At 32.4% G+C, this 23,617-nt stretch carries 25 protein-coding genes; 9 read left to right on the top strand and 16 right to left on the bottom strand.

Annotated elements, in window-relative coordinates:
- Nucleotides 1–53: 53 nt before the first annotated feature.
- From CIGNP91_RS02170 to CIGNP91_RS02185, 4 genes are all read left to right on the top strand, one after another.
- Nucleotides 54–590 (top strand): thiamine phosphate synthase, encoded by a 537-nt coding sequence (locus tag CIGNP91_RS02170; RefSeq protein ID WP_086226947.1) that lies wholly within the window; start codon nucleotides 54–56, stop codon nucleotides 588–590.
- A 67-nt stretch (nucleotides 591–657) separates the two neighbouring features.
- Nucleotides 658–2,079, top strand: a complete 1,422-nt coding sequence (gene gatB, locus CIGNP91_RS02175; protein WP_086253251.1) for an Asp-tRNA(Asn)/Glu-tRNA(Gln) amidotransferase subunit GatB — start codon at nucleotides 658–660, stop codon at nucleotides 2,077–2,079.
- A gap of 163 nt (nucleotides 2,080–2,242) precedes the next feature.
- Nucleotides 2,243–3,133: an NAD(P)H-dependent glycerol-3-phosphate dehydrogenase gene (locus CIGNP91_RS02180; protein ID WP_086253252.1), complete on the top strand. Its 891-nt coding sequence runs from the start codon at nucleotides 2,243–2,245 to the stop codon at nucleotides 3,131–3,133.
- The gene (locus CIGNP91_RS02185) at nucleotides 3,130–4,188 is read left to right on the top strand and encodes a glycoside hydrolase family 3 N-terminal domain-containing protein (protein ID WP_086224600.1); all 1,059 of its coding nucleotides are present in this window, start codon (nucleotides 3,130–3,132) and stop codon (nucleotides 4,186–4,188) included. Before CIGNP91_RS02180 ends, CIGNP91_RS02185 begins: the two co-directional genes overlap by 4 nt.
- On the opposite strand, the gene CIGNP91_RS02190 is transcribed toward CIGNP91_RS02185, so the two are convergent.
- The 10 genes from CIGNP91_RS02190 to CIGNP91_RS02235 are packed head-to-tail and all read right to left on the bottom strand — an operon-like array spanning nucleotide 4,185 to nucleotide 12,177.
- Nucleotides 4,185–4,619 carry a hypothetical protein gene (locus CIGNP91_RS02190; protein ID WP_086253253.1) on the bottom strand — a complete coding sequence of 145 codons (435 nt, stop codon included), beginning with the start codon at nucleotides 4,617–4,619 and terminating at the stop codon, nucleotides 4,185–4,187. The two genes, CIGNP91_RS02185 and CIGNP91_RS02190, sit on opposite strands and share 4 nt — an antisense overlap.
- A complete protein-coding gene (rarD, locus tag CIGNP91_RS02195) occupies nucleotides 4,606–5,481 on the bottom strand; it encodes an EamA family transporter RarD (RefSeq protein ID WP_086242952.1) in 876 nt (291 codons plus the stop codon). The genes CIGNP91_RS02190 and rarD overlap by 14 nt, the downstream gene beginning before the upstream one ends.
- On the bottom strand, nucleotides 5,481–6,224 hold the full coding sequence (locus CIGNP91_RS02200) for an amino acid ABC transporter ATP-binding protein (protein ID WP_086224597.1): 744 nt from the start codon (nucleotides 6,222–6,224) through the stop codon (nucleotides 5,481–5,483). The genes rarD and CIGNP91_RS02200 overlap by 1 nt, the downstream gene beginning before the upstream one ends.
- A gap of 9 nt (nucleotides 6,225–6,233) precedes the next feature.
- Entirely contained in the window at nucleotides 6,234–6,896 is a 663-nt protein-coding gene (locus CIGNP91_RS02205) for an amino acid ABC transporter permease (protein WP_293652035.1), read from the bottom strand.
- On the bottom strand, nucleotides 6,889–7,638 hold the full coding sequence (locus CIGNP91_RS02210; protein WP_086253254.1) for a transporter substrate-binding domain-containing protein: 750 nt from the start codon (nucleotides 7,636–7,638) through the stop codon (nucleotides 6,889–6,891). The genes CIGNP91_RS02205 and CIGNP91_RS02210 overlap by 8 nt, the downstream gene beginning before the upstream one ends.
- A gap of 15 nt (nucleotides 7,639–7,653) precedes the next feature.
- Nucleotides 7,654–8,193, bottom strand: coding sequence for a CDP-diacylglycerol--glycerol-3-phosphate 3-phosphatidyltransferase (gene pgsA, locus CIGNP91_RS02215; protein ID WP_236844795.1), 540 nt, complete (start codon nucleotides 8,191–8,193; stop codon nucleotides 7,654–7,656).
- Nucleotides 8,193–8,981, bottom strand: a complete 789-nt coding sequence (locus tag CIGNP91_RS02220; protein WP_086226956.1) for an enoyl-ACP reductase — start codon at nucleotides 8,979–8,981, stop codon at nucleotides 8,193–8,195. The genes pgsA and CIGNP91_RS02220 overlap by 1 nt, the downstream gene beginning before the upstream one ends.
- Nucleotides 8,981–9,874, bottom strand: a complete 894-nt coding sequence (dapA, locus tag CIGNP91_RS02225) for a 4-hydroxy-tetrahydrodipicolinate synthase (RefSeq protein WP_086253255.1) — start codon at nucleotides 9,872–9,874, stop codon at nucleotides 8,981–8,983. The genes CIGNP91_RS02220 and dapA overlap by 1 nt, the downstream gene beginning before the upstream one ends.
- Complete coding sequence (locus tag CIGNP91_RS02230; RefSeq protein WP_086253256.1) at nucleotides 9,871–11,118, bottom strand: M16 family metallopeptidase; 1,248 nt, start codon at nucleotides 11,116–11,118, stop codon at nucleotides 9,871–9,873. Before CIGNP91_RS02230 ends, dapA begins: the two co-directional genes overlap by 4 nt.
- Nucleotides 11,119–12,177 carry a quinone-dependent dihydroorotate dehydrogenase gene (locus CIGNP91_RS02235; protein ID WP_086253257.1) on the bottom strand — a complete coding sequence of 353 codons (1,059 nt, stop codon included), beginning with the start codon at nucleotides 12,175–12,177 and terminating at the stop codon, nucleotides 11,119–11,121.
- A gap of 232 nt (nucleotides 12,178–12,409) precedes the next feature.
- On the opposite strand from CIGNP91_RS02235, the gene CIGNP91_RS02240 reads away from it, so the two are divergent.
- Nucleotides 12,410–13,174 (top strand): hypothetical protein, encoded by a 765-nt coding sequence (locus CIGNP91_RS02240; RefSeq protein ID WP_180383200.1) that lies wholly within the window; start codon nucleotides 12,410–12,412, stop codon nucleotides 13,172–13,174.
- Here the strand turns inward: CIGNP91_RS02240 and CIGNP91_RS02245 are convergent.
- From CIGNP91_RS02245 to CIGNP91_RS02265, 5 genes are read right to left on the bottom strand one after another with little or no spacing between them, the layout of a single operon-like run.
- Nucleotides 13,171–14,052, bottom strand: a complete 882-nt coding sequence (locus CIGNP91_RS02245; protein WP_086253258.1) for a RusA family crossover junction endodeoxyribonuclease — start codon at nucleotides 14,050–14,052, stop codon at nucleotides 13,171–13,173. The genes CIGNP91_RS02240 and CIGNP91_RS02245 overlap by 4 nt on opposite strands.
- The gene (locus tag CIGNP91_RS02250; protein ID WP_086243904.1) at nucleotides 14,052–15,770 is read right to left on the bottom strand and encodes an ABC transporter ATP-binding protein; all 1,719 of its coding nucleotides are present in this window, start codon (nucleotides 15,768–15,770) and stop codon (nucleotides 14,052–14,054) included. The genes CIGNP91_RS02245 and CIGNP91_RS02250 overlap by 1 nt, the downstream gene beginning before the upstream one ends.
- A complete protein-coding gene (gene cysS / locus CIGNP91_RS02255) occupies nucleotides 15,758–17,134 on the bottom strand; it encodes a cysteine--tRNA ligase (RefSeq protein WP_086253259.1) in 1,377 nt (458 codons plus the stop codon). Before cysS ends, CIGNP91_RS02250 begins: the two co-directional genes overlap by 13 nt.
- Complete coding sequence (gene murJ / locus CIGNP91_RS02260) at nucleotides 17,121–18,518, bottom strand: murein biosynthesis integral membrane protein MurJ (protein WP_086253260.1); 1,398 nt, start codon at nucleotides 18,516–18,518, stop codon at nucleotides 17,121–17,123. Before murJ ends, cysS begins: the two co-directional genes overlap by 14 nt.
- A gap of 23 nt (nucleotides 18,519–18,541) precedes the next feature.
- Nucleotides 18,542–19,414, bottom strand: coding sequence for an EamA family transporter (locus tag CIGNP91_RS02265; RefSeq protein WP_086228963.1), 873 nt, complete (start codon nucleotides 19,412–19,414; stop codon nucleotides 18,542–18,544).
- Between the two features lie 103 nt (nucleotides 19,415–19,517).
- Here CIGNP91_RS02265 and CIGNP91_RS02270 point away from each other — a divergent pair, with 103 nt between their 5' ends.
- From CIGNP91_RS02270 to CIGNP91_RS02285, 4 genes are read left to right on the top strand one after another with little or no spacing between them, the layout of a single operon-like run.
- Entirely contained in the window at nucleotides 19,518–19,922 is a 405-nt protein-coding gene (locus CIGNP91_RS02270) for an RrF2 family transcriptional regulator (RefSeq protein WP_086253261.1), read from the top strand.
- Between the two features lie 2 nt (nucleotides 19,923–19,924).
- A complete protein-coding gene (gene flhA / locus CIGNP91_RS02275; protein ID WP_236847959.1) occupies nucleotides 19,925–22,093 on the top strand; it encodes a flagellar biosynthesis protein FlhA in 2,169 nt (722 codons plus the stop codon).
- Between the two features lie 12 nt (nucleotides 22,094–22,105).
- Nucleotides 22,106–23,119 (top strand): DHH family phosphoesterase, encoded by a 1,014-nt coding sequence (locus CIGNP91_RS02280; protein WP_086228964.1) that lies wholly within the window; start codon nucleotides 22,106–22,108, stop codon nucleotides 23,117–23,119.
- The gene (locus CIGNP91_RS02285) at nucleotides 23,119–23,355 is read left to right on the top strand and encodes a hypothetical protein (RefSeq protein ID WP_086224584.1); all 237 of its coding nucleotides are present in this window, start codon (nucleotides 23,119–23,121) and stop codon (nucleotides 23,353–23,355) included. The genes CIGNP91_RS02280 and CIGNP91_RS02285 overlap by 1 nt, the downstream gene beginning before the upstream one ends.
- Here the strand turns inward: CIGNP91_RS02285 and CIGNP91_RS08570 are convergent.
- The gene (locus CIGNP91_RS08570) at nucleotides 23,341–23,511 is read right to left on the bottom strand and encodes a hypothetical protein (RefSeq protein WP_179187299.1); all 171 of its coding nucleotides are present in this window, start codon (nucleotides 23,509–23,511) and stop codon (nucleotides 23,341–23,343) included. The genes CIGNP91_RS02285 and CIGNP91_RS08570 overlap by 15 nt on opposite strands.
- Nucleotides 23,512–23,617 lie beyond the last annotated feature (106 nt).

A 23,617-nucleotide genomic window follows, 5' to 3' on the forward strand; every position in this document is an offset into this window, starting at 1 on the left:
TTTTGGTCTTATTTTAGCTTTGATATCATATCTGTTATTAAGGATTTTAAATAGTGATCAAGTATGCAATTAGCGATCCCAAATTTTATTCAAATTTGGATTATGCTTTTAATAATTTTATTAGATTAAAAGAGGCTAATATGCTACTTTTTAGAGATAAAAACTCTAATAACTATGATAAAACAGCTCAAGAATTTATTAAATTTAAATCTCATAATATAAAATTTTTACTTCAAAATGATATCGATTTGGCTTGCAAACTTGGCTTTGACGGTATTCATTTTAGTTCAAATTTTATTCATTTATTAAAGGAAACTCCGCCAAATTTAATCAAAATTGCTAGCACTCATAATATTAAAGAGATAGAATTGGCTAATCAATATGGAGCCGATTTTATTACATTTAGTCCAATTTTTGCAACTCCAAATAAGGGCAAACCAAAAGGCTTAGAAGGATTAAAAGAAGCTATAAAAATATCAAAATTTAAGGTTATTGCTCTTGGCGGGATAATGAGTGCTGAGCAAATTTGTGCTGTGATGAAGTGCGGTGTGGCTGGATTTGCATCAATTCGCTATTTTACGCTAGATTAACCTTATTAATATTTAATTTTTTTTGTGCTAAAATATATTATTTTATCAATATCAAAAGGCTAAATTTATGTTTGAAACAGTTATAGGATTAGAAGTACATTGTCAGTTAAATACAAAAACTAAGATATTTTGTGGATGTTCAACTAGTTTTGGAGAGGAGCCAAATACTCATGTTTGTCCAACATGCTTAGCTCTTCCTGGGGCATTGCCGGTGTTAAATTCTCAAGCAGTAAAAAAAGCAATTAGCTTTGGTAAAGCAATAAATGCAACGGTAAATAAAAAGAGTGTTTTTGACCGCAAAAACTACTTCTATCCAGATCTACCTAAAGCCTATCAGATATCTCAATTTACTATTCCAATTGTAGAAAATGGTGAGCTAATTATTAAAGTTGGCGATAAAAGTAAAAGAATTGGTATTACTAGAGCACATTTAGAAGAAGATGCTGGCAAAAATAGCCATGAGAGTAAATCTAGTCTTGTAGATCTAAATCGTGCTGGAACTCCGCTTTTAGAGATCGTAAGCGAACCAGATATTAGAAGTAGTGATGAGGCAGTAGCGTATCTTAAAAAACTTCATAGTATTTTAAGATTTTTAAATATTAGCGATGCTAATATGCAAGAAGGCTCTTTTAGATGCGATGTAAATGTTAGCATTAGACCAAAAGGTGATGAAAAGCTATATACAAGAGTTGAAATTAAAAATTTAAATTCATTTAGATTTATTCAAAAAGCTATTGAGTATGAGGTAGAGCGTCAGTGTGAAGCTTGGGAGGATGGCAGATATGATAGTGAGGTTGTTCAAGAAACTAGACTATTTGATACGACAAAATTAATAACTAAACCAATGAGAAGTAAAGAAGATAGTGCAGAGTATCGCTATTTTCCAGATCCTGATTTATTACCAGTTATTATTCCTGATAAGCTTATGGAAGAAGCTAGTATTTTACCTGAGTTACCAGATGAAAAAAGAGCTAGATATATAAGTGAATTTGGAATAAAAGAGAGCGATGCTGATGTGATAATTAGCAGCTATGAGATGGCAAAATATTTTGAAGATCTAATAGCTGGCACAAACTCACCAAAATTATGCGTGACTTGGCTTACTGTAGAGCTTTTAGGTAGATTAAAAAATGGTGTAACTATAGAGACAAGTCCAGTTAATAGTGCAAAACTCTCAACTCTATTAAACAGAATAGAAGATGGCACCATCTCACAAAAAGCTGCTAAAGATGTTTTAGATGCAATAATAGAAAGTGATGAAGATATAGATAGCGTGATTGATCGTCTGGGCCTAAAACAAGTAAGTGATGATTCAGCTATATTATCTATCATTGATACAGTATTAGCTGCAAATGAAGATAAAGTAGCTGAATATAAGAGCGGTAAAGATAAATTATTTGGTTTCTTTGTTGGTCAAGTTATGAAAGAGGGCAAGGGTGCATTTAATCCAGCCAAAGTAAATGAGTTATTAAAAACGAAATTAGGGTAGCATTATTGGTTTATTAGCAATTTTCATAAGATTAAATTTTATTAATATATAGTAAGATTTTTATTTATAAAATTATGTTTTTTATTTTGCAAAATTAAATTTAATCTTATAGAGATTTTGTTAGTAAGTATTAGTAGCGATATAAAACTATGGATAGCAAGATATGAAAATAGCAGTAATCGGTGCTGGAAAATGGGGGCAGGCTTTATACTCAGCACTTAAAATAAATAATGATTGCATTATCTCATCTCGAACAAAGCGTGATATTGAAGGTTTTGTAGAGTTGGATAAGGCGCTAGAGTGCGACTATTTGCTCTTTAGTATATCAACTCAAAAAACACATGAGTTTTTACGCTCAAATTTTAAAGCAAAGAATCAAAAAATATTAGTAGCTTCTAAAGGTATAGATACGGTTAGTGGAGAGTTTTTACATGAGATCTATTCTAAATTTGCTCCAAGCGAAAATTTGGCATTTTTAAGCGGTCCTAGCTTTGCAAGTGAGGTTATACAAGGATTGCCGTGTGCTTTAGTGATAAGCAGCGAAAATGATGAGTTAGCTCAAATTTGGGCTAGCACTTTTCCAAGTTTTATTAAGCCATATATTAGCTACGATGTTATAGGAGCTGAGATTTGTGGCGCATATAAGAATGTGATCGCTATAGCTGGCGGTGTATGTGCTGGTCTTGGTCTTGGGCAAAATGCTAGAGCTAGTTTGATATCTAGAGGATTAGTAGAGATGGCTAGATTTGGTGAGCATTTTGGTGCTAAAGATGAAACATTTTTAGGTCTTAGTGGAGCAGGGGATCTATTTTTAACTGCAAGTAGTGAATTATCTAGAAATTATAGAGTTGGTCTTGGGTTAGCTAGTGGATTTAGTCTTAATGAGATTTTAGCTCAAATTGGAGAGGTGGCTGAAGGCGTAGCTACAGCATATGCAATTACTAAAATTGCTCAGCAAAAAGCGATTTATACTCCAATTGCTAGTCAAGTAGTTGATATGCTAGGTGGCAAAGACGCCAAAGAGGCATTAAAGGATTTATTAAAACGACGATGAAAAAGATTATTTTGCTATTTATTTTTACTATTTCACTCTTTGGCACACCAAGTGATAAAGAGTTAAGAAATATGATTGGTCAGATGGTGATGGTGGGATTTACTGGAAACAGTTCTAGTGATGAGTGGGTTAAGCAGCTTCATCTTGATATTAAAAATGGTAGAATCGGTGGAGTAATGATACTAGCTAGAAATATTAGCAGCAAACAGGGGTTAAAAAATTTAACCAAATATTTAAATTCCGCCAGTTCTAAATATCCTCTTTTTATAGCTATCGATGAAGAAGGCGGGCAAATTAGTAGATTTAATAAATTTAGCGATTTTGAGCATTTTCCATCAGCTTATAAGGTTGGTAGTGAGTTAGATTTAAATAGTGCTAATAAGCTATATACCAATATGGCAACTCAGCTTAAAAATCTTGGAATAAATATGAATTTTGCTCCAGTAGTTGATCTTCATAATGATATATCACCTATAATTGGTCAAAGACAAAGAGCATTTAGCAAGGATGCAGGTGAAGTAACTGCATATGCTAGTGAGTTTATATCAGCTTTTGATAATGTAGGCGTTGCTAGTGTGTTAAAGCATTTTCCAGGTCATGGCAATGCCTCATCTGATACGCATAAGATTAGCACTATAGTAGATAGTTTTGATTTTGATGAGATTAGGCCGTATTATGAATTAATTAAGCGTAAAAAGGCTAAATTTATAATGGTTGGCCATATGATAATCCCTACAATCGATGATGTAAATCCAGCTACGCTCTCACGCCAAATAGTTACAAATTTACTAAAAGATAGCTTAAATTATGAAGGCGTTGTCATAAGCGATGATATGTTAATGAAAGCACTTGGAGGAACACTTGAGCAAAATGCTATAAAGGCAGTAAATGCTGGAGTAGATATATTGCTAGTAAGTGAGTATTTTTATAATAAAACCAACTCTATAAAAGCTTTAAATGATGCAATTTTTAACTCTGTTAAAAGTGGTAAAATAGAGATTGCTAGAATTATTGATGCGTATAATCGTATAATTGCTCAGAAGGCTAGATTCTAATCTCTATCTAGCCCAAGTCTGTTAAACCTATCTCTTAAATTCTCTTTAATGCTTCTAGCAAGCTGTTCTCCGTTTATAAAATTAGACTCTACAAAACTATCAAGTCTGCTAAGAAGAGCAAAAAGTTTACTTTGCCATTGGGTGCTATCTTTTGAATTTAAAGACTCAATAAATACAAGTTCTTTACTAAAATCGCTTAAAGCTTCTAGTATTTCATCTTTTTTATTAGGTTCTAATATCATATCTTCTTGGGTATTTTGACGCAATATATCTATTTGATTGTCTATCGCATCACAAAATCTAGAATAGACTAAATTTGGATTTTCATCATCATTTGTGATATTTTGTGTTACTTTATTTATCTGTTTATAGAGTATTACTCCTACAATTAATACAGCAACTGCCATTATAATTAAATCATTTTGTGCCATTTTTTCTCCTTAAATTTGAAATTGTAGCAATTGCAAGACTAATCCATATGAGTGCAAAGCTAATAATTTTATAAAAATCTAAAGTCTCATTATATATAAAAACTGCAATAATCATACTTAAAGTTGGGCTTATGTATTGCAAAAATCCAATTGTAGATAGTTTAAGATATTTGGTGCTAGCATTAAATGTAAGTAGTGGTAGTATAGTTACAAATCCGCTTAAAAATAGCATAATTCCATTAAAATTTATCCCGAATTCACTGCTATTATTTATAGCTAGATATAGCAAATAAAATAGAGCAAATGGTGATAAAATCATAGTTTCAATAAATAACCCCTCAAAAGTTCTAACCCCAAGTCTTTTGCGCAAAAGTCCATATAACGCAAATGATAATGGCAGTATAATAGATATTAGCGGTAGATTGCCAATGGCATAAATTTGAACTCCAATAGCAATAAATACGATAAAAATTGAGAGTTTTAAAGCAGGACTTAACTCTTCTTTTAATATGATCGCACCAAGAAGTATGGAAAAAAGAGGATTTATAAAGTATCCAAGGCTGGTGGCTAAAATTTCATTTTGGTTGATTGCATAGATAAATACTCCCCAATTACTAGCAATTAATGCACCTGTAATGGCTAAGGTTAGAGTAACTTTTTTGATTTTTGCTATTCTTTTGACGCTGTTTAATCTTTTTGTAATTATAAGTATAGCTAGCAAAATTAAAGCTGACCATATAATCCTATGAGCTAAAACCTCAGTAGCTGCAATTCCTTCAATGAATTTAAAAAATATCGGGAATACACCCCACATAATAAATGTAGCTAAAGCTAAGATAAATCCTTTTTGTGTTGCTTGCATTAGTAGTTTAGATCACCTATAAATTTGAGAATTCTTGGATTGTTTTGCGAACTAAAAAACTCTTTTGGGGATTCAATAGTAACTATTTTGCCATCTTCTAAAAATATAATCTTATCAGCGATATCCTTGGCAAATTTAAGTTCATGAGTGACTAAGATCATAGTTTGGTGTTCATTTGCTAGCATTTTAAGCGTGGATAAAACTTCGCTTACTAGTTCTTTATCAAGTGCGCTTGTAGGCTCATCAAGTAATAAAATATTTGGTTTTAAAGCAACAGCTCTAGCAATTGCAACACGCTGCTGTTGTCCTCCGCTTAAAGAGCTAGGATAGGCATTGGCTCTATCTTTGAGGCCAAATTTATTTAGTAAATTTAAAGCAATCTCAATGGCTTTTTCTTTTGGCATTTTTTGGACACTGATTAGCCCTTGGGTGATATTTTGCGTAGCATTTAGATGGGCAAAAAGATTATAAGATTGAAAGACCATTCCCATTTTGCGTCTTAAATTTAAAATTTCTTGCTTATTTGGATGCTGTTTAAAATCAATTTTTAAACTCCCATCGCTAAATTCCAAAATCCCGCTATCTGGTATCTCTAGATAGTTTAATGAACGAAGAAGTGTAGTCTTGCCACTTCCGCTTGGCCCGATAATTGCAATTATCTCACCTTTTTTAATATCAAAACTAATATTTGATAATATGGTATGAGAGCCGATTTTTTTATTTATATCTCTTATTTGTAGCATATTTTCCTCTTATAGATGCTTGCTAAATTTTGCCTCAAGGTGAGTTTGTAAATATCCAAGACCTATACAAATAATCCAGTATATAAGAGCAGCTTGCGAATAGACTCTTAGAAATTCATAATTTTGAGAGGCGATAGTTTGAGCTTGACGAAATAGTTCAGCTACTAATACTACTGATGCTAGTGATGTATCTTTAACTAACGCAATAAATGTATTTGATAGGGTTGGTAGAGCAATTTTAAGTGCTTGTGGAGCAATAATTTTAATAAAAGTATCGCTATTAGTTAGTCCAATGCTCCAGCCAGCCTCCCATTGTCCCTTTGGTACAGCTAAAATACTAGCTCTAATAGTTTCACTGCTATATGCGCCAATACTAAGACTAAAAGCAATAATTGCGCTAATGAATGGATCTAGCGTTATGCCAATATTTGGCAAACCATAAAATATTATAAAAAGCTGTACAAGTAGAGGTGTTCCACGAATTATAGAGATGTAGAACTGGCAAATAGCCTTAGCTAAATTTGATAGTGGATTTTTGCTGTGATTGATACGGATAAGCGCTACAATAACACCTATTGCAATACCACAAATAAAAGATATAATACTAAGGGGGATTGTATATAAAATAGCCCCCTTAATCATAGGCAAAAATGCCTCAATATAATTACTCACTAACATCTATTCCAAAATATTTTTCTGAAATTTGTTTTAGGGTGCCATCTTTTTTCATAGATTCTAAGGCTTTGTTGATTCTATCTCTTTGTTCTGTTAGCTCTTTTTTAAACAAAAAGACACTTCTAGTGCCATCGCCTGTATCAAATGCGATTTTAATATTTTTATCGCCAGTTGTTTTTAAGTAGTTTAAAATCGCTAATTTATCATTCATAGTAGCATCTGCTCTACCTTGGCTTACAGCTTTAATGGCGGGTGCTAAGCCATCAACTAAGATTATATTTGCTCCATTTTTGATAGCAGTTTCATAGTAGTTGCTTCCCATAGCTTGAGCTATGTTTTTGCCTTTGATATCATTTAGTGAGCTTATGCTATTATCATCAGCTCTTACTGCTATGGCAGCTGAAGTTACAATATATGGCACACTAAGAGTATAAAGCTCGGCTCTTTTAGGGTCAGCATCGCTAATTTGATTAGCTATCATATCAAAGCGATTTGAGTTTAATCCAGAAAATATCGCATCCCAATTTGTCTCATGAAATTCAATCTCAAATCCAGCTCTTTTGGCTGCTTCAGTGATTACTTCTACATCATATCCGACTAGTTTACCACTTTCATCATGATATGAAAATGGATTATATGTACCTTCTGTTGCGACTCTCAATTTATCTTTTGTATTTTTATCGCCAGAACAACCGATAAAAACAAAAGTAGCAAATAAAATAGCAAGGATATTTCTCATCTATCTCTCCAAAATTTAAATTTTTCTTATATGTTTTATATATGCGTGTATATATTCATAACCAGAATATAGCGTGATAGCTACAGCAAACCATAACAAAATTTCACCACCCCACCATTGCATAGATAAAAATCCAATAGCAACCATCTGCATTATTGTTTTAATCTTGCCAGCTATGGATGCACTTATATCTATATTTTCACTAGCCATTACAACTCGAAATCCAGTAATGAAAAACTCTCTAACAAGAATTATATATACTGCCCATGCATCAGCTCTATCTATTATCATTAAACCTAAAAATGCTGCTAAAATCAACATTTTATCGGCAAGTGGATCTAAGATTGCACCTAGTTTTGTCTTTTGATTCCAGCTTCTAGCTATATATCCATCAAAAAAATCAGTAATGCTAGCTACTACAAATGTTAAAGCACAAAAGTAATTAAGCCAACTAATCTCTATAGCGTCTCCATTGCCCTTAATGCATAAAAGCAAAAAAAACATAAGTGGAGCTAAGAGTATACGAAATATAGCTAGAGAATTTGGTAAATTTATCATTTAAAAGTAGTGCCACCATCTATTATAAATGTATGGCCTGTTACCCAGCTAGCTTTTGAGCTGCATAGAAATAAACAAGCACCTGCAAGATCAGTTGGTTGTCCCATGCGACCTAAAGGACTTAATGATGCTGTAGCATCTCTTACTTCTTCATAATTTGTAAATGCTCTTAAAGCATCAGTTTCTATTGGCCCACCACTTACTACATTTACTCTGATGTTTTTCTCGCCAAGCTCAGTAGCTGCGTATCTTGCCATAGCCTCCACTGCAGCTTTTGCTGTACCGTGACCGCTATAGTGTTCTATATAGACTAGATTTCCAGTTGAGCTTAAGCTAACTATGCTACCACCGCCTATTTTTTCCATTCTTTTAGCAGCTTCTTGAGAGCCTACTACAAATGCATTTACGGTGGCTGTAAAGATATTGTTTATTCCACGAGGTTTTAACTTCATAAATTTAGTATAACCACCAGCTACTGCGCGTCCTGAAATAATTGCATTTGATACAAAAAAATCGACTCTATCAAAATCTTTATCTATCTCTAAAAATAGCTCTTTATAAGTTTCAGGTTCAAGAATATTTAAAGGATATGCTCTAGCTTTGATGCCAAATTCTTTTTCTAATTCTAATGCTTGATTTTTAGCCATCTCTTCATTAGAGTTATAGGTAAATGCAATATTTGCACCATATTTTGCAAATTCAAGTACAATTGCTCTACCAATTCCTCTTGTACCACCACTAATAACTAGGGTTTTGCCTTTAAATTCTTCATGATAACAGTTCATTAAAATCCTTTTATATCGTAAGTTTTCATTATTGATTCTATCTTTTTGAGATTCTCACTACTTGGAGTTACAAGTGGTAATCTATATTCTAAGCTATCTATTAAGCCAGCAATATACATAGCTGCTTTAATAGGTATTGGATTTGACTCGCAAAATAGAACTTTATTTATATTATATAGTTTATCATTAATCTCTTTTGCTTTTAAAAACTCATTTTGCATAGCATAGTGAGTAAGAGCTGAAGTTTGATCTGGTAAGAGATTTGATGTAACTGATATAACGCCTTTTCCTCCATTGCTTAAAACTGGATAGTTAATAGCATCATCACCGCTTAATAAATATATCTTTGGTTCATGAGCTAAAATATCAACACATCTTTCTATATTGCCACTTGCTTCTTTAACTCCATAGATATTATCGCAATCATTAAATAGCCTTATAATAGTCTCTGGCAGGATATCACACCCAGTTCTAGAAGGAACATTATAGAGCAAGATTGGGATATTTACTGATTTGGATATAGCTTTGTAGTGTTGATATAATCCTTCTTGAGTTGGTTTATTATAGTATGGTGCTACTGATAAGATTCCGTCTGCACCACAATTTTGAGCAAATTCAGCTAGGCCTATAGCCTCGTGAGTAGCATTACTTCCAGCACCCGCTAATACTTTTACATCGCTATTTTTACACGCATTTACAGCTATCTCAATACAAATTCTGTGTTCATCATGAGTAAGAGTCGCACTCTCGCCCGTAGTTCCTACAGGCACAACTGCATCAATTCCATTTTTTATCTGTCTTTTAATAAGTTTTTCATAACCATTTTCATCTATTTTACCATTTTTAAAAGGTGTTACTAGAGCTGTCATCGCTCCATAAATACTTTTTTTCATTTGATTCCTTTTAATATAATTGTAGTTGATTTATCTTTGTTAAAATATCTATTAGCACACTCTTTGATATCTTGTGTTGTAAGTGTATTTGTCCTATCTGAGAGTTGCCAAAGTGGCTCTATATCGCCTCTTGCTATATAGCTTCCATACAGACTTGCAAGCTTGCTTGCGCTACTTAATGAGTAGATAAAATTGCTCTTTAGGCAATTTTTAATTTTAGTTAGCTCATCAGTATCTATATCGCTATTTTTTAGTTTTTTTATCAGCTTTAAGATTTCTTTTTTAACTAGTTTGGCTTTTATACCTGGATTACAAATAGCGATTATTATAAATAAATTTTCATCAATGCTTTCCATAGGATAAGCATAAATTTGATTTACTAAATTTAATTTATCTATTAAAACTCTTTCAAATAATGAGCTTTTACCGCTGCTAAGATATTCGCCAATTGCACTTAATGCAGTCTGGTCTGGATGATTAAATGGCGGTATTTTATAAGCGATAGCTATCATCTCTACATCACTTTGTTTGTGAATTATTAAAGACTTTTCTCCGTTTTGTTCAGGCTCTATGCAGTGCATAGTAGGTATTTCGCAGCGGTTTGCTATACCTTCAAAGTGTTTTTTGCTAAGCTCAAATGCAGTATTCTCATCAATATCTCCAGTAATCATTAAAAATGCATTTTTTGGCTGGTAAAATTTAGACCAAAACTCCTTAATATCAGCAATATTCCAATTTTCAATATCTTTAATAAATCCAATTGGCGTCCAGTGATAAGGATGATATATAAAAGCGTGATTAAAAAGTCTAAAATACAGCATTCCAGTTGGATTATTGTCTGTTCTCCATCTGCGTTCTTCTAAAACAACATCTCGCTCAGGTAAAAATTCATCTTCTTTAAGGCTTAAATTTGCCATTATATCAGCATAAAGTTCTAGCGATGTATCAAGATTTTGACTCGAACATTTGATAAAATAGTGAGTAAAATCAAAACCAGTACTAGCATTATTTACTCCGCCAAAACCCTTTACAATGGAGTCAAACTCACCAGCTTTTCTATTGTCTGTACTTTTAAAATTTAGATGTTCTAACATATGAGCGATTCCGCTCTTACCCATTGTTTCGTTTCTAGAACCAACTTTATAATAAAGATCTATGCTAATAACATTTGAACCTAAATTTAAAGGAGTATGATAGATCTCAAACCCATTTTCAAGGGTAATTTTGCTAAATTTTGGTAGCATTTATCTCCTTAGATTAGCGCCAACTGCTTGAGAAATATTTTCATATCCCTCGCTTAAGGCTAAATTTAATATTTGATTATTAATATTTTTGCAAATACTTGAACCTTCATAGATAAAACTAGTATATATTTGTACTAAGCTTGCACCCATTTTGATACGCTCATATGCATCTTGACCGTTATCTATTCCACCACAGCTAATTAATACTGCTTTACCATAAAGCTCTTTAGCAACCTCTTTAAATAGCTCTTTGCTCTTATTTTTAATAAGTTGGCCACTGATACCACCAAAATCTTTTGCCTTTGGTGTAAGAGAGTAATCCACGCTAGTATTATTGATAATTAACCCTTTAAATCCGGCATTTGCAGCTGTAGAACAAAGAGATATAGCTGAGTCTATACTCATATCTGGAGCTATTTTTAAAATTAGAGGTTTTTTGGTTAAGCTACTTAAAGCAGCAAATAGTTCATTTATAAAAGACTCGCTTTGTAAATCTCTCAAATTTGGAGTATTTGGTGAGCTGATGTTGATTACAAAGGCATCACAGCAACTATCAAGCCCTTTAACTAAAATTTCATAATCTTTAATAGCCATATCATTTGGTGTAATCTTATTTTTGCCAATATTAGCAATAAGAGGGATACTAAAAGGATATACCTTTGAGGCTCTAGCTTTAATCTTATCTAAGCCATCGTTATTAAATCCCATGGCATTTTGTAGACTTTTTTCTTCTATTAAGCGAAATAGCCTTGGTTTTGGATTTCCATCTTGAGGTTTTGGTGTAAGAGTGCCATACTCTAAAAATCCAAACCCCATCGCAGATAGCGGTGTAATCATTGTAGCATTTTTATCAAATCCACCGGCGAGTCCAACTGGATTTAAAAAATTAATTCCAAAAATATTTTGTGATAGCTTAGTGTCAATAAAGCAGAAATTATCCACCAAATAGTCACTAACAAATGGAATTTTTACAGATACTTTCATTCCAAATTCAGCTATTTTATGGGCATTTTCTGGGTTTAGTTTGAAAAAAAATTTTTTAATATCGCTATAGTCCATAATTTTCCTTTAAATCCGCTATTTTAGCTAAAATTTGCTTAAATTTGCTTATAATTAATAAGAAATTTAATGATATTTTGGGCAATTTATAGATATAATATTTTATAAATTTAAGGAGTAAAAGTGGCATATCAAGAGAAAAAATGGCAAAATTTTTATGAAAATGCTTGGGCTATAAGGGCGGAGTTTATGAGCCAATTTATAAATAGGGGGGGGGTATAACGCTCTTCAAGTGATTGGCGAATTAGAGAAAAAGGAGCGGTATTATCATTTAGCTATTAATGATGATGGGAATTATGAGTGGAAAAGAAAAAAGAGTGAGAGTGAGAAATTTAACTTTGCTGATATTCCGCATAATAAAATTACTTCACTAAATGGATTAAATATTTTGGTTCCATTTTATACTAATACATCTATTGTAAATATGATTATTGATGCACTAGCGCTGGAACAGTATGATAGCGTTATTGAGCTAGGCTGTGGATATGGACAAAATCTTTTTAAGATATTTTATAGCGGCGGTGGAGTAAATTTAAAATATTTTGGCGGTGAATTTGCCAAAAGCGGCGTAGAGATGGCAAGAAAATTAGCAAATATTGAACCAAATATGAAGGCTGAGTTTTTTCATTTTAACCATTTAAAGCCTAAATTTGATAAAAAATTAGATTTTGGCAAAAAAGTTTTGGTCTTTACTTGCCATACGATTGAGCAAGTTAAAGAAATTCCTGATAATTGGTTTAAGGTTGTAGCTAGTATCGCTCCATTTGTCAGGTGTATTCACGCTGAGCCATTTGGGTTTCAAATTTGCAATCTAGGTGAAGCTAGTAAAAATCACAAAGATTATTTTATACAAAATGGCTGGAATTTAAATTTCGCTTCAACACTTAAAAAAGCTAATCAAAATGGTGATATAATTATTGAAGATGCTATGCTAGAGTATAGCTGTGGAACTGATCCATTTAATCCAACTTCAATTGCTGTATGGAGAACGGTTTAGAGTTTAATATTGTTAGATTTTAGTGGAATTGAGCCATAATGAATAGTAAATTGGCCTCGATTTAATCTATTTTGCAAAGCCATAATCTTTTCTTTGCTTAAGCGCGCGATCTCCTTGCGTACTTGTGCATCTAGGGATTTTGATACTACGATATAAATGGCGATATTTTTTGGGCTAAATTTATAGGCAATTGTGATTTTGCCTTTGAATTCTTGTAGTGTAGTTTTGATTAGTGTTACAGCCTGCATTTGAGGGTTTTTGTCTGTTGATACTGATTGTGCAGTTTCATTTGATGTAGTTGGAGTTTGAATTTCAGATTTTGTTTTTTGTATTTGATTTGTTGTCTGATTAGTTGAAGATGATAAATTTTGACTTGGATTTATCTGTTGATTTGGTGTATTTATAAGCAAATTTAAGGCTAAATTATTATTAGGATTTATCGTAGTTGTTGGATTATGGTTATGTTTTTCATACTCTATTATATCTTTAAAATTAGCATCGATAAATTTTATTAGAGGCTTTATAAATGCGGTATATATGAGCTTTTTAATAAATTTAGATAAGATAAATTTATTTTTTATTGTTATTATTAGCTGCTCTTTTTGGGAGTATCGTTTAGAAATTTTAAGCGATATAATGGCGCAATCATCAACATAACATATTCCTTTTAGCGCATCAAGTGTGTGTTTTAAAATATTATCAATATCAGCTGGTAAGTGCTGTTTCCATAGTATTTCGACAGCCAAATCTCCATTCATAATAAATGCATTTTGTTCTAAAGCAGCTTTTTTTAGCCCCTTTTGATAAATTGCTTTAATAGCATCATTTTTATTATTTATGCTTGTTGGTCTGTCGTTATATACTATTTTTTGTAGCATTAGTGGATTGCTCCTAGTTTTAGTTTTTGATAGATTTCACATTCTGCTTCAAGCTCTTTATCTGTACCAAATCCTACGATTTTACCATGACCTATAACAGCAATTTTATCAGCATTTTTGATAGTTGATAGACGGTGAGCAATAACAAATATAATCTTATCTTTGCTTAAATTTTCAATAGCTTTTGTTATTTCTTGTTCGCTTTCATTATCTAGTGCGCTAGTGGCTTCATCAAATATTAGAATTTGTGGATTATGATAAAGAGCTCTAGCTATGGCGATTCTTTGTCTTTGGCCACCGCTTAAATTTGCGCCATATTCATCTAAAGTTGTATAGATTCCATTATCTAAATTTTGAACAAAACTATACGCATTTGCCATCTTAAGTGCCATTATAACTTTAGCCTCATCTAGTGGAGCAGCATACGCCACATTAGCTGCTATTGTATCGTTAAAGATATATACACGCTGAGTAACTAAACCAATATTTTGCCTTAGGCTATCTAGTTTAAATTCGCTTAAATCATTATCATTGATTAAAATCATTCCAGAATTTGGGTCATAAAATCTCATTAATAGATTAATAAGTGTGCTTTTACCGCCACCACTACTACCTACTAGTGCTATCATTTGACCCTTATAGACTTTAAGATTTATTCCATTTAGTGCAGTTTTATCACCGTAGCTAAATTTTAAATCTTGGATTGTGATTGAATTTACCTTAGCTGGGAAATTTATATTTCCATCAACAATACTTGGCTGCATATCAAGTAATTCAAATGTTCTTTGGCTAGCTACTACTGCATCTTGCATTTGATTATATATATTTGTTATGCGTTTTATAGGCGTATAGAGCATAAATAGCGCTGTAAGAAAGCTAAAAAAGCTACCTACTGTAATTTGTCCATCAATAACTTGCTGGCCGCCTATAATTATAGTAACTGCGATTCCAACTGAGCCTAATGTTTCCATCATTGGACTAACTAAAGCATTTACCTTAACGCTTTTTAAATTTAAATGAAATATTTTAGTATTGTGATTATCAAATTTGCTTAGCTCTTTTTCTTGGGCACTACTAGCTTTAACTATTTCGATATTTGAGAAAATTTCATTTAACACCGATGTGATATCGCTAGAAGTTTCTTGTGATGTTCGGCTAAGTTTTCGCATTCTTTTAGCTAAGCGTGAAAGCGGATAAAAGGCTGCTGGTAACACAATAAGTGAAAATAGTGCTAAAGTAGGGCTTTGATAAATTACAACACAAAGTAATCCAATAATAGTTACAAACTCACGCACCAGTTCAGGAATGAGCGATGAGACGATATTGCGAATACGCTCAATATCACCCATGATCCTACTCATTAGCTCGCCAGTGCGATATTTATGGAAAAAACTCATATCTAATCCAAGTAGATTATCAAGTAGTTTGTATCTAAAACGCCTTACCATATCTTGTCCGATATAAGCGGTAAAATATACCTGTAGATATACTCCAAGGCTTTTTATAAAATATATTGCAATAATCGCATATGGAAGCAAATATAAAAGTGTTTCATTTTTTTCAACAAATATATAATCAAGCACAGGTTTAACTAGCCATGCAGATACTGCTGTGCCAATGCTAGCCATAATCATTCCCAAAATTGCAATAGCAAACTGCCACACATACTCTTTATAATAGGATTTAAACCGTCTAAAGACTTCTGTTATTCCGTCCATATTTTCTCCCATTTTACTCCATTTGGCGTATCCATTATCGCTACACCAAGGGCGGTTAATTTATCTCTTATAGCATCAGCTTTAGCATAGTCTTTAGCAGCCTTAGCGCTATTTCTAGATTCTATTAAATTTGCAATTTGCTCTTTTTGTTCTAAGCTAAATCCATATTGAAACCACTCAAACTCATCTATATAAAGAATTCCTAAAATCTCTTTTATAAATTCTAAATTTGCCATTATATCAGCTTTTAGTGCTTTGTTTTTTGGTTCTTTATCTAGATTTGTATTGGCTATATTTACCATTTCATCAATTTTTGCTAAGGCTTCTGAAATATTTAAATCATCGCTTAGGGCTTCTATAATCGCATTTTTAAACTCTAAATTTATCTCTCCAGGAGTTACGCCGCTTAAGCGTTTTTTAAGTCTATAAATTTTATCGAGCCGTTTTTTACTAGAGAGTAAATCTCCTATATCGTAGTTGAAATTTGCCCTATAATGACTACTCATCAGATAATATCTTACCGCTTCACCCGGAGCAATAGCTAAAGCATCTTTAACAAAAAATGAATTGCCAAGACTTTTGCTCATTTTTTCGTTATTTACTTGAATAAATCCATTATGTAACCAATGTTTAGCTAGCTCTTTATGATTGGCACATCGGCATTGTGCAGCTTCGTTTTCATGATGTGGAAAGAGCAAATCAGCTCCACCAGCGTGAATATCAATGCTTCCATTAAAGATCTCTTCAATCATTGCTACACACTCAGTATGCCAACCAGGACGCCCCTTGCCAAACGGACTATCATACCATTGTTCATCAAATTTCCATAGCACAAAATCTTTTTCATCTTTTTTAGCTCCACTGCTAGTAACTCTTGCGATTAGATTTTCGTCTTTTCTGCCGCTTAGACTAAGATATTTTTGATCTTTGCTAGTATCAAAATAAATTCCATCATCTAGCCTATACGTAGCGCCATTTTGTTCTAGTTTTTGAATATAATTTATGATCGCATCAAGCGACTCTGTGGCTTTAGGTTCTATATCGGCATTTAGGACATTTAAAGCGTTCATATCGTTTTTATATCTATCTATATAGTAGGTCGTTATCTGCTCTAAGCTTTGATTACTAGATTTCATTTTAGCTAGAATTTTATCATCTATATCAGTAAAGTTTTTGACAAACTTAACCTTATACCCAAGAGCTATTAAAACTCGCCTAAGCAGATCAAAGCTAATACTAGATTTTGCATGCCCTAGATGAGCATCATCATAAACAGTTGGTCCGCAGACATAGATATTTATATCATTGCCATTAAGTGGAACAAGTTTAACTTTTTGTTTTAAAACTGTATCATAAATTTGCATATATTATATTCCTTAATTCTATTAATAAATAGCCAAAAATTACTGCTAAGATTATAGTTATTAGATTTATCCTATTAAAGATTATATCCAAAAATTGCCTAATTCCAAATACAAAAATCGCATATCCTAGTAAAAATAGTCCGCTAATACTCCCAGCAAGTGCTAGTCCGCTTGCTCCTAAAGGTTTAAAAAGAAGCAAGCATAAAGCAGTATTTATAAAAAGTGAATATATAGCTATTTTAGCAGCGATTTTTTGTTGCATTTTAGCATATAGCCAGAGCGAAAAGAGCTTATAAAGCCCAAAAGGTAAAAGTCCTAACATATACATTTGCAAGACCTTAGCTGATTCTATAGTATTATTAGTGTTAAATTCACCCCTTTGAAATAGCAGCCAAATAATCTCATTAGCTAAAACAAATCCGCCAATAGTAGAAAATAGTAGTAAAAAAAATAGTAAACTAAAGCTTTTTTTTAGCAAATTTATGGCGTTTGTATCGTTTTTAGATTTTATTGCTTTGGCAATTTTAGGAAATATTGCTGTAGAAAGTGCGATAGCAAAAAGTGCTAAAGGCAATTGAAAGATTCTATTTGCGTAGTATAGATAGCTAATTGCCCCAGTAGCTAGAAAGCTAGCAATAAAAGTGGAGATAAAGTCACTTAGTTGATTGGCGCTACTACCAATAATTCCATGGCCAAAGTTTTGCCAAAAACCTTTAGCTTTAGCTCTTTTGCCTTTGGCAAATTTGGCTATACCAAGAGTTAATAAACGGAGTAAATTTAATCTTTTAAGTGCGATAATATGAGATAAAACCTGCAACATCCCTCCAGCTACAACCCCCCAGCTAAGATACATTGCAGCACTTTTTTGGTCTAAATTTAATGCTAAAAGCAAAGCAATTATCATCGATATATTTAGCAAAGCTGTACTAAAAGCTGTAGTGGCAAAGTGGTTTTTATATTGAAGAAGCGCTGAGAGTAGTGTAACAATAAAAATTGCCAAAAGATACCAAAAATTTATTCTTACTAGTGGAACAGCTAGAGCAATTGTCTCGGGACTAAATCCAAATGCAAGCGCCTTAGTAACTAAAGGAGCAAAGAGCATTACAATAAGACTAAGACCAAGCATCGCAAGGCTAAGCTTGATTAAAATTTCAGTGCAAAATAACCCTTTTTGACTAACTTTTACTAAATTTGGCATAAAGGCTTGAGAAAATGCCCCCTCCCCAAAGAGTCTACGAAATAGATTAGGTAGCTTAAACGCTACAAAAAATATATCGCTCCAAATGCTTGCACCAAGAGCATTTGCCGTCATTAAATCTCTAATAAATCCAAGCACTCTAGAACATAAAATTCCGATACTATTTGTAAAGAAATGTCGCAGCAACTATCAAATCCCAAATTTAAAAACTATGTATTATACTTAAAATTAATTTGATTTTTATAAAATGTCTCAAACTTACTCTGTAAAAATAGGGCTAAAACAATCAAAAATCCACCGATTGTCATCTTATAAATATCAAAATCTACTCCCCAAAAAATTGCATTTACCAAAATTGCTATTGGAATTATAGCATTATTCATAATTGCTAAAGTGCCACTATCGACCATAAGCGAGCCACTACTCCACAAATAATAGCCAAACCCAGAAGCTACTACACCAAGGTAGAGTAAAACTACCCAGCTTTGCAAATTTTGTGGAAGCATTGTAAAATTCCCAAAGAGAATAAAGCTAACCCCTGAAACCAAAACCGCCCCAAGATAAAAATATCCAAAATTTGATCTATTATCTTTTAAATTTTTACAAGTAAGCTTATAAAATGCTTGTGCTGCCCCAAAGCAGATATTTGCCATCTGCACGAGTATAAATCCATATAAAGAACTAAGGCTCCAACTTTCAAATTTAATAATAAAAGCACCAATTATACATAAAGTAATGCTAATTAAGTATAGTTTTTTAAATTTGCACGATATAAGATCATAGATTAGGCTTAGATAAAATGGTGTAAATATAGTAAAAAGAGCAACTTCGCTTACGCTAAGATATAAAAATGAATGATAGTAAAATATACTCATAAGACCAATTTGTAGGCCACCAATAGTGATTAATTTTAGCTTTAAATCAAATTTTAACTTTAAATTTAAAAATGGTAAAAATATCAAAAATGCTATACAAGAACGAAAAAGTATAGCAAAATAGTTATCAACAACTCCGACGATATAGTATCCAATAAGCGGAAATGAGAATGCCCATATAAAAGTTGTTACCCATAAATTGGCCATTTTTTATCCTAAAATTGAAATTTGATTTATAGTATCACTAAAAAAAGTTAATATTAATCTATTTTTTAGTAAAATATCCGATTAAAAATCTTAAGGAGTCTAGGTGTTATTTACCAAAGCCAGTGAATATGCTATGCTATCATTGATTTTATTATCACAAGCTAATCACCCAAAAGATGTAGATACTATATCGTCTGAACTTGGAATTTCAAAAAGTTTTTTAGCAAAAATTTTGCAAAATTTAGCAAAAGAGGGTATATTGCACTCCTTTAAAGGTGCAAATGGTGGGTTTGTTTTAGCCGATAAACCATCAAATTTAAGCATTAAGCGTATTTTAGAGAGTGCTGAAAAGCGTAAGGTAAATGTATTTGAGTGCGCAAATTCTAGATGCGATTGTCCTAGCAGCAAAGGCGATGAATGTAAAATTTGGCCTATGTTTAATGATTTACAAGGTCGAATTGATGACTTTTTAGACCAGATTACCTTAACTGATATTATAAAGAAATAACCTTGGCTAAGCGCAATATTCTAACAATGGTGGCGCCATTTTTAGCGCCAGTGATGAAGGCAAAGAGTTTAACTGTAGTTTTTGTTATTGTAGCGATTTTAGCTATTATCATTGTGCCATTACCTAGTGCTGTGTTAGATTTTTTCTTAGCACTATCTATAGCTATATCTGTTCTTATAATATTAATATCTATTTATATACCAAAGCCTACAGACCTTAGTACATTTCCTACTCTTGTTTTAATTGTTACTCTATTTAGATTAGCGCTAAATATTGCAACAACTAGAATGATTTTAAGCGAAGGGCATAATGGACCAGAAGCTGTAAGTGAGATTATTGCTAGTTTTGGTGAATTTGTTGTCGGTGGAAACTATGTAATTGGGGTTATTGTATTTTGTATTTTAGTTCTTATAAATTTTATGGTTGTAACTAAAGGCTCAACTCGTGTAAGTGAAGTTCAAGCTAGATTTACCCTAGATGCGATGCCTGGTAAGCAAATGGCAATTGATGCTGATTTAAATGCTGGATTAATAGATGAACAAACAGCCAAGCAAAGACGCCAAGATATCATATCTGAGGCGAATTTTTATGGAGCTATGGATGGTTCTAGTAAATTTATAAAAGGTGATGCGGTAGCTGGGATTATTATTACTATTATTAATATTATTGGCGGATTTTTAATTGGTGCATTTCAATATGATATGGCTATCAAAGATGCAGCAGCTACATATACTATTCTTACAATTGGTGATGGATTAGTGAGTCAAATTCCTGGACTTATTACTTCAACTGCAACAGCAATTATAATTACTAGAGCTAGTAAAGATGAAGATAATTTTGCTGAAGGTGTTGTAAGTCAGTTACTTGGTGAGTATAAGACGCTTTTAATTGTCGGTTTTATACTATTTGTATTTGCTTTAGTGCCAGGTCTTCCAACATTCTCTTTAGGATTTATGGGCTTATTATTTTTAGGGATTGGATTTATTTTAAAAATGATAGAAGAGGGAAAAATAGATTTTAGTGCTGTCAAAACCGATAAAAATGGCTCCCAGCAAGCTGGAAATGGTAATAAGGCTGCACCATCGGCTAATAAACTACCTAAGAAAAGCGAAGAAGAGATTGCCCTTGAAGAACAAGCTAAGATTGATGATATATTAAAGATTGAAATTTTAGAGTTAGATTTAGGTTATGGACTTTTAAAACTTGCTGATGGGGATTTGGTTGAGAGAATCCGTGCTATGAGGCGAAATATGGCTACAATGTTAGGATTTTTGATGCCTAAAATTAGATTAAGAGATAATATCTTGCTTGGGCCAAATGAGTATAAATTTAAATTAAAAGGCGTAGTAATCGGCTCTGGCGTAGTATATCCTGATAAATGTTTAGCAATGGATAGCGGTTATGTAAGTGCTGATATTGATGGAATTGCAGTAAAAGATCCAGCCTTTGGGCTTGATGCATTATGGATTGATCAAAATTATAAAGAGGATGCAATTTTAAGTGGTTATACAGTAGCTGATGCAGCTAGTGTTATCTCAACCCATATGAGCGAGTTAGTTAAGCAAAACGCTAGTGAGTTACTAACAAAACAAGAGGTTCAAAATATCCTTGAAAAGGTAAAATCAGAATATTCTGTAGTTGTAGATGATGCTCTAAAAGTAGTTGGCGTGGGCGTTATCCAAAAGGTATTAAAAGCTTTGCTTAAGGATAATATCCCAATTAAAGATATGCTAAGTATACTTGAGGCTATTAGTGATGTAGCTGAAGTTAGTAAGAATTTAGATATGATTATCGAACATGTACGTGCAGCTCTAGCTAGAGTTATTACCTCTATTTATACAGATGAAAATGGTCAGTTAAACTTCTATATTTTAGATGCACCAGCCCAACAAAAGCTAATTGATAGCCTAAGTTATAAAGATGGAGCGTATACCTTAATGATAAATGTAGCCCAAACCTCAGCTATAGTTAGCGCACTAAGGGCAAAAAGAGAAAATAGACCTATAAGCGAACAAGGCGATATGGTGCTTTGCGTTGAACCAAGTATTCGTAAATTTATAGCTAATATAGTTCAAAATTTTTCAATCGATATAGCAGTGCTAAGTTTTGCTGAGATTGCTCCAAATACTCAGTTTGAAACACTTGGCACTATAGAGATACCAGAACTTTAATAAAGGAATAAAATGAAGATTTATCATCTTAGTCACACTGATTTAGATGGATACTCTTGCCAATTTGTTAGTAGTTTTTATTTGAAAAATGTCGAATTTTATAATTCAAACTATGGTAAAGAGATTGATAAAAAGATGTCGCATATAATTTCAAAGATAGGCGATGAAAAGGCGGTGATTTTAATCACTGATCTAAATTTAACCAAAGCTCAATGTCAAAGCTATCAAGATCAGCTAAAAAACAAAGATGTTAAGCTTATTTTGCTTGATCATCATCAAACAGGAGCTGAGTGTGCAGCAGAGTTTTCTTGGTATTATTTAGATAATGCTAGAAGTGCGACAAAAATTTGTTATGATTTTTTTAGTGCAATTTTTGGCAAAGATGAGAGGCTAGGAGCATATTGTGATGTGGTAAATGCTGTCGATATATGGCTAAAAAATGATCCAAATTTTGAACTTGGCAAGGTCTGTATGGGTGCAATTGCTGGGGCAAAAGAGATAAATAAGGTAATGTTTGAAGATGAGCATATAGAGTATATTTTTTATCTTATGAGAAGCTTTTGTGAGTTTTTAAGTCTTAATAATGCCCATATTGAACTTGATAATAGACTCCATGGGATTAAGAAGGAGTTTTTTTACCTTAAAAATGATGATACTTTAAGTAATCTAAACTCTAGTTATCTAGTTAGACGTCTTGAAGCTAATAAGGATAAATTTAGTATAAATTACCGTGGTAGTAAAGGGATATTGACTTATAATATTGGTAGTGCAAGTGTGATTGGTAATGATTTTTTAGTAGCAAATCCTGAATTTGATTTTTTTATAGATATGACTAGTAAAAAAACTATGAGTTTTAGATCAAATGGCGAATTTGATGTGAGCTTAATGGCAAAAGAGCTTTGCGATGGTGGAGGGCATAAAAATGCCAGCGGTGGATTTTTTGCTGGATTTGTAGATAGCTATAATTATGATGAGATAAAATCACAAGTTGTAAATTTGATAAACAAAAAAACAGGAGAATTATGATGAAAAATTACGAAAATGATGTTACGCTAGAAGAGATGAGCTATGAATTGGAGTTAGCTACTCTTGGAATGCTTTACTACGCTGGAGTAAAAAAAGAGCGTTTAAATGACGCCTTTGATAGATATATAGATGTTATAGATGATGTATTAGAAAACAGCGATGCAAATGGCGTTGATGAAGTTATTACTGTGATTGAACATCTCAAAAAGAGCTGCCCAGAACTATTTAAAAAATAGTCTTTTGCTCTTAAATTTTAGTAATCTGATCGCTAGTTGACCTTTTTTATTTAAGATTTTATAATAGTTCCAAATATTAAAATTAAATCTAGCGATCTGAATTTGGGCAAAGATTTGCTCTAAATCATCTCTTTCTTTTGCAGTTAAACTATTCATCAAATTATCTCCTTTGAATTAAAACGAAATTATACTTGATAGCTTATTAAAAATCAATAAAATTTAGATTGTTTATATTTTATATTTTTATTTTGTATAGATAATA

This window comes from Campylobacter sp. P091, assembly GCF_002138935.1.
Classification (GTDB): domain Bacteria; phylum Campylobacterota; class Campylobacteria; order Campylobacterales; family Campylobacteraceae; genus Campylobacter; species Campylobacter devanensis.

What these genes read in the sequence shown, in the direction of transcription:
- gatB (WP_086253251.1), top strand. Translation starts at nt 658, where the DNA reads ATGTTTGAAACAGTTATAGGATTAGAAGTACATTGTCAGTTAAATACA.
- CIGNP91_RS02180 (WP_086253252.1), top strand. Translation starts at nt 2,243, where the DNA reads ATGAAAATAGCAGTAATCGGTGCTGGAAAATGGGGGCAGGCTTTATAC.
- CIGNP91_RS02185 (WP_086224600.1), top strand. Translation starts at nt 3,130, where the DNA reads ATGAAAAAGATTATTTTGCTATTTATTTTTACTATTTCACTCTTTGGC.
- CIGNP91_RS02190 (WP_086253253.1), bottom strand. Translation starts at nt 4,619, where the DNA reads ATGGCACAAAATGATTTAATTATAATGGCAGTTGCTGTATTAATTGTA.
- rarD (WP_086242952.1), bottom strand. Translation starts at nt 5,481, where the DNA reads ATGCAAGCAACACAAAAAGGATTTATCTTAGCTTTAGCTACATTTATT.
- CIGNP91_RS02200 (WP_086224597.1), bottom strand. Translation starts at nt 6,224, where the DNA reads ATGCTACAAATAAGAGATATAAATAAAAAAATCGGCTCTCATACCATA.
- CIGNP91_RS02210 (WP_086253254.1), bottom strand. Translation starts at nt 7,638, where the DNA reads ATGAGAAATATCCTTGCTATTTTATTTGCTACTTTTGTTTTTATCGGT.
- CIGNP91_RS02220 (WP_086226956.1), bottom strand. Translation starts at nt 8,981, where the DNA reads ATGAACTGTTATCATGAAGAATTTAAAGGCAAAACCCTAGTTATTAGT.
- dapA (WP_086253255.1), bottom strand. Translation starts at nt 9,874, where the DNA reads ATGAAAAAAAGTATTTATGGAGCGATGACAGCTCTAGTAACACCTTTT.
- CIGNP91_RS02230 (WP_086253256.1), bottom strand. Translation starts at nt 11,118, where the DNA reads ATGCTACCAAAATTTAGCAAAATTACCCTTGAAAATGGGTTTGAGATC.
- CIGNP91_RS02235 (WP_086253257.1), bottom strand. Translation starts at nt 12,177, where the DNA reads ATGGACTATAGCGATATTAAAAAATTTTTTTTCAAACTAAACCCAGAA.
- CIGNP91_RS02245 (WP_086253258.1), bottom strand. Translation starts at nt 14,052, where the DNA reads ATGCTACAAAAAATAGTATATAACGACAGACCAACAAGCATAAATAAT.
- CIGNP91_RS02250 (WP_086243904.1), bottom strand. Translation starts at nt 15,770, where the DNA reads ATGGACGGAATAACAGAAGTCTTTAGACGGTTTAAATCCTATTATAAA.
- cysS (WP_086253259.1), bottom strand. Translation starts at nt 17,134, where the DNA reads ATGCAAATTTATGATACAGTTTTAAAACAAAAAGTTAAACTTGTTCCA.
- CIGNP91_RS02265 (WP_086228963.1), bottom strand. Translation starts at nt 19,414, where the DNA reads ATGGCCAATTTATGGGTAACAACTTTTATATGGGCATTCTCATTTCCG.
- CIGNP91_RS02280 (WP_086228964.1), top strand. Translation starts at nt 22,106, where the DNA reads ATGAAGATTTATCATCTTAGTCACACTGATTTAGATGGATACTCTTGC.
- CIGNP91_RS02285 (WP_086224584.1), top strand. Translation starts at nt 23,119, where the DNA reads ATGAAAAATTACGAAAATGATGTTACGCTAGAAGAGATGAGCTATGAA.
- CIGNP91_RS08570 (WP_179187299.1), bottom strand. Translation starts at nt 23,511, where the DNA reads ATGAATAGTTTAACTGCAAAAGAAAGAGATGATTTAGAGCAAATCTTT.